This window comes from Shigella sp. FC1567 (assembly GCF_001743015.1).
Taxonomy (GTDB): domain Bacteria; phylum Pseudomonadota; class Gammaproteobacteria; order Enterobacterales; family Enterobacteriaceae; genus Escherichia; species Escherichia coli.
In genome coordinates, this window is the sequence record NZ_MIIV01000142.1 from 1 (window position 1) to 5,090 (window position 5,090).

The window sequence follows — 5,090 nt, forward strand, 5'->3', positions numbered from 1 at the left end:
GAGCAGGTACCGGCATCCACGTTACAGACGGTCCCGGCAAAAGTGCCTGACCTGACCCCTATTAGCGGTTACCAGCGCCCCACCAGACCCGGTGACATCACCCCCCCGGATCATGGACGACTGGGGGCAGTAATCATGCCGGGTCTGGCTGGCTAACACCCCATTATAAGGGGTACGAATAAAGTAACGGGGGCGCAAACGACTATGCCGCATTCCCTTTCGCCATGGGAGCCAGTGCCGCAGGCAACTCTTTACCCAGCCCTTGCACCAGCGAATCTTGCGTAATTTCACTGATCGATTTCGCGCCAGTCAGCGTCATCGCCACTTTCATCTCTTTTTCGATCAGATTTAGCAGGTTAGCTACACCCGCCTGGCCCGCTGTTGCCAGCGCATACAGGAAAGCACGACCCAGCAGTACGGTGTCGGCACCGAGCGCAATCATACGCACGACATCAAGCCCGTTACGAATTCCGCTATCCGCCAGAATGGCGATATCACCTTTCACCGCATCTGCAATAGCGGGCAACGCACGAGCGGAAGAGAGTACACCGTCCAGCTGGCGGCCACCGTGGTTAGAAACCACAATTCCATCAGCACCAAAACGTACTGCATCGCGCGCATCTTCCGGATCGAGGATCCCTTTGATCACCATCGGGCCATCCCAGAAATCGCGGATCCACTCAAGGTCTTTCCATGAGATGGACGGATCGAAGTTATTCCCCAGCCAGCCGATGTAATCTTCCAGTCCGGTTGGTTTGCCGAGATAAGCTGAGATATTACCTAAATCATGTGGACGACCGTTCAGGCCCACATCCCACGCCCATTGCGGATGCGTCACCGCCTGCAAGTAGCGGCGCATTGCCGCATTTGGGCCGCTCATACCTGAATGCGCATCACGGTAGCGTGCGCCCGGTGTCGGCATATCCACGGTGAAAACCAGCGTCGAACAACCCGCTGCTTTTGCTCGCTCCAGCGCGTTACGCATAAAGCCGCGATCGCGCAGTACATAAAGCTGGAACCACATTGGGCGCTTGATGGCTGGCGCGACTTCTTCAATCGGGCAAACGGAAACCGTCGAGAGAGTAAACGGAATGCCATGCGTGTCCGCCGCTTTGGCTGCCTGAACTTCGCCACGACGCGCATACATGCCACACAAACCCACCGGTGCCAGTGCTACCGGCATCGACAATTTCTCATTAAACAGCGTCGTTTCCAGGCTTAAGTCGGACATGTTTTTCAGAATACGCTGGCGCAGTGCCACTTCTGACAAATCTTCCACGTTGCGGCGCAGCGTGTATTCAGAATATGCACCACCATCCATATAGTGGAACAGGAACGGCGGCAGAATGCGTTGCGCTGCGGCGCGATAATCGCTGGCTGCGGAAATAATCATGCGTTTTTCTCCCTCGAATGCTCATTATGCTCACCGGGCAGGCGGGTAATCCGTGCGTGGCGAGCCTGATCTTCATCGAATCGTTTCATGGTGGTGTGAACAAAACTAAGGTGCGCCATCATTGCTTTACGCGCCCCGTCGGCATCACCAGCAAAAATGGCGTCAATGACAGCCTGATGTTGTTCGGTCAGTTGTGAAAAAACCGGTGGCACCAGATACATCCGCTGACGGCTATGCTTCACTGAGGATTGCAGGACATCGAAGAAACCGCGCATGGTTTGCAGCAGCACGATGTTATGTGAGGCTTCGGCAATCGCCAGATGAAAACGAACGTCCGCTTGTGAGGCGATATCCGGGTCTTCACTTAGCGTTGCTTCAAAGCAAAGCTGAATCTTTTCTTTGTCGCCAGGTGTGGCGCGCATTGCCGCATGCCATGCGGTGCTGGCTTCAATGGCGTAGCGGGCTTCCAGAATATCGAAACTGTAATCCGGATCATCGGCCATCAGCGTTTTTAGCGGCTGGACGATGTTTTGCTCCGACCATGTGTCATGACGCCAGCGAATAAACGTCCCGCCGCCGCGTCGACTGAGCAGCACGCCTTCGCTCACTAGTTTTGCCAGCGCCTCGCGTAGTGAATTACGTGATACGCCGAGTTGCATCGCCAGTTGGCGCTCAGCGGGCAACTTCATGCCCGCTTCCAGGTTTTTTTCATCAATCAGCGCCCGCACACGATCGGCAACCTCGTCTGACAGGCGTCTGGGTAAAACAATCATTAAGGAATCATCCACGTTAAGACATAAGCCTGAAGCGTGGTGATCACGCCCACCATACAGGTGAAGATCAGGCTGTGTTTGACAGTAAAGCGGAACAAATCAGACTCTTTGCCCACCAGGCCTACCGCCGCACAGGCGATAGCGATAGATTGCGGGGAGATCATCTTACCGGTGACGCCACCGGTGGTATTGGCGGCAACCAGCAACAGATCAGAGACGCCAATTTGTTGTGCTGCGGTGGCTTGCAGCGCGGCGAACAGGGCGTTAGATGAGGTATCCGACCCGGTCAGGAATACCCCCAGCCAGCCGAGGAACGGCGAGAAGAAGGTGAATGCATGACCGGTGTGCGCCAGTGCCAGTGCCAGTGTTGATGACAGTCCGGAATAGTTCGAGATAAAGGCGAACGCCAGCACCATGCCGATGGAGTAGATGGGTAGAGCCAGTTCTTTCAGCGTGCTGCCGAAGGTGCTGATAGCGTCAGACGGTTTCATCTTCAGCCAGACAATCGAGAGCAGTGCAGCAAACAGAATGGCGGTGCCGGTGGCAGAGAACCAGTCAAACTTAAACACGGCGGCATAGGCTGTAGCCTCGCTGACCACTGGTGGCATACGGGCAACCAGTTTATCGAGGTACGGCACCGGAATGTTGATCACCCACTCATACAGCGCACCACCCGATGCGAACAGGGCTTTAAACGGCGGGATGCTCCACAGTGTTACGGTAGCGGTCAGGAACAGGAACGGTGTCCAGGCACGTAACACCTGACCCGCGGTGTAACCGGTGTGGGCCAGCGTCATATCAACCTGTGACGCCCCCAAGTCACCGAAGCGGAATACGCGAACTGGTTGCCAGCGTTTGAGGAACAGCGTCAGGCAGAGCAGTGATACCAGCGAAGAGATAATGTCCGGCAGCTCCGGCCCAATGAAGTTGGAGCTAAGGTACTGAGCGATGGCAAACGAGCCGCCCGCAACCACGACCGCAGGCCACGTCTCTTTGATACCGCGCCAGCCGTCCATAATCGCCATGATCCAGAACAGCACGATAATGGTCATAAACGGTAGCTGACGCCCCACCATCTGGCCAATCTCAAAACTGTCGATGCCTGTTACTTGTCCGGCAACCAGGATTGGAATGCCCATCGCGCCAAATGCCACTGGCGCGGTGTTAACAATCAGGCACAGTCCGGCGGCGTACAGCGGTTTAAAACCCAGGCCGACCAGCAATGCGGCGGTAATTGCTACCGGTGCGCCAAAGCCTGCGGCTCCTTCAAGGAAAGCGCCGAAACAGAAACCGACGATCAGCATTTGCAGACGCTGGTCAGGGGTTATCGAAAGAATAGACGAGCGAATGATGTCAAACTGCCCGGTTTTCACCGAGATCTTATAGACGAACACTGCTGCAATAATGATCCACGCGATGGGCCACAAACCATAGAAGAAGCCATAAACCACCGAGGCCAGCGCGTTAGCGACCGGCATTTTATAGAACAGCAAAGCCACGGCAAGGGCGATTGCTACCGTCCATGAGGCGGCGACGTATCCTTTCAGTTTGAGCTTAATCAGCGCAAAGAAGAAAAACAGGATGGGAAGCGATGCTATCAGACTGGAAAGCCAGATATTCCCGGCGGGATCGTAGTTTTGTTGCCAGAGATTCATTGCAGGTCTCCTGGAGTCCACGCACATCGTGTAATGAGTCTGTTGCTCATCTCCTTGTCACACGTTGTGTAAAAGTGGCACTGCCAATTGTGTTGTGTAGGGATAATGACAATGAATGGTTAACTAAATGTTGTGTATTGGCAATATTGATGTGAGTTTTAATTGGGGAATTGTGAACCAGAGGTCAGATAAGCGAAGAATTGGTAGGGCCAATTCTTGTGGGGGGAGATGTCTGGTAAAGAAAAGGGCAATCCTCATCAGAGAATTGCCCTTAGATTGTTGACCCGGAGCGCCTTATCTTGCCTGATGCGCGTAACGCATCAGGCAATTTGGCGTTTGCCCTTAGTCACACTAACTTAATGGATCATTACCACTGAATACCGGCACCGAGTGCGGCGGAGTATTCACCCTGGCTATTGGTACTACCTTGTAATTTGTAGACCCAACGACCATTGGCGCTCACCATCGATACACCTAAAGCAACTGCCGATTCACCGTTGTAAGTACCGCCACCAATAGAAGCCATGCTGGCACCCGGTGTATAAGCCTGCGGCAGACCGGTCATTGCCATTGCAGAAGCGATACCACCGCTCAACTTGCTTTCAGTTTTAGACAGTTTGTTATCCATCTCAACCATCCGCTGATCGGTGTATTGCTTCGTTTCCTGCACGCTTTGCTTCAACTGCGCGTAGTTCACCGCGTCGTTGTTGTTGACGCCAGCGGAGACGTTGCTGATACGAGTCGTACTGCCGTTGCCACCACCGAGGGTGATATTGCTATAGTCGATAGAACCATCAGCTTTGGTGTCGTAGCGCACGCCGCCTGCTTCAGAAGATTTCAGCTGCGACACGTTAACCGCATCGGTGGCATTAACACCGGCAGCTACGTTGGTGATACGGCGTTGGTTAGTAGAAGAACCTACAGAGATTGTATTTTCTTCCTCTGCAACGGAACCGGTACCCAGTGCGACGCTGTTGTCAGCGGCAGCAATGGAACCAGAACCAATAGCAACGCTATCTTTACCCTGGGCGTTGGCATCTACGCCATCGGTGTTGGTCTTGAAGTACTTGGTGCTACCGGTGGTGACAATGTCGCCAATACCGTTTTCGATATTAGTAACGCGAGTATCCAGATTAGTGACCTGATTGTTCAGGTTAGTAATGCTCTGGGTGGATTTGCCCCTATATTTCCAGACATCTGTTATCACTTAACCCATTACAAGCCCGCTGCCGCAGATATTCCCGTGGCGAGCGATAACCCAGCGCACTA

The 5,090-nt window shown here is 53.9% G+C and carries 3 protein-coding genes and 1 pseudogene; all 4 read right to left on the minus strand.

The features are described from left to right. Nucleotides 1–202 precede the first annotated feature (202 nt). The gene (gene lldD / locus BHE85_RS10330) at nt 203–1,393 is read right to left on the minus strand and encodes a quinone-dependent L-lactate dehydrogenase (RefSeq protein ID WP_000586966.1); all 1,191 of its coding nucleotides are present in this window, start codon (nt 1,391–1,393) and stop codon (nt 203–205) included. Beyond that, nucleotides 1,390–2,166 (minus strand): transcriptional regulator LldR, encoded by a 777-nt coding sequence (gene lldR / locus BHE85_RS10335; protein WP_000636500.1) that lies wholly within the window; start codon nt 2,164–2,166, stop codon nt 1,390–1,392. The genes lldD and lldR overlap by 4 nt, the downstream gene beginning before the upstream one ends. After that, entirely contained in the window at nt 2,166–3,821 is a 1,656-nt protein-coding gene (lldP, locus tag BHE85_RS10340) for an L-lactate permease (protein ID WP_001297977.1), read from the minus strand. The genes lldR and lldP overlap by 1 nt, the downstream gene beginning before the upstream one ends. A gap of 367 nt (nt 3,822–4,188) precedes the next feature. Further along, nucleotides 4,189–4,998: pseudogene (locus tag BHE85_RS10345) on the minus strand (YadA family autotransporter adhesin); the annotation flags it as partial. Nucleotides 4,999–5,090 lie beyond the last annotated feature (92 nt).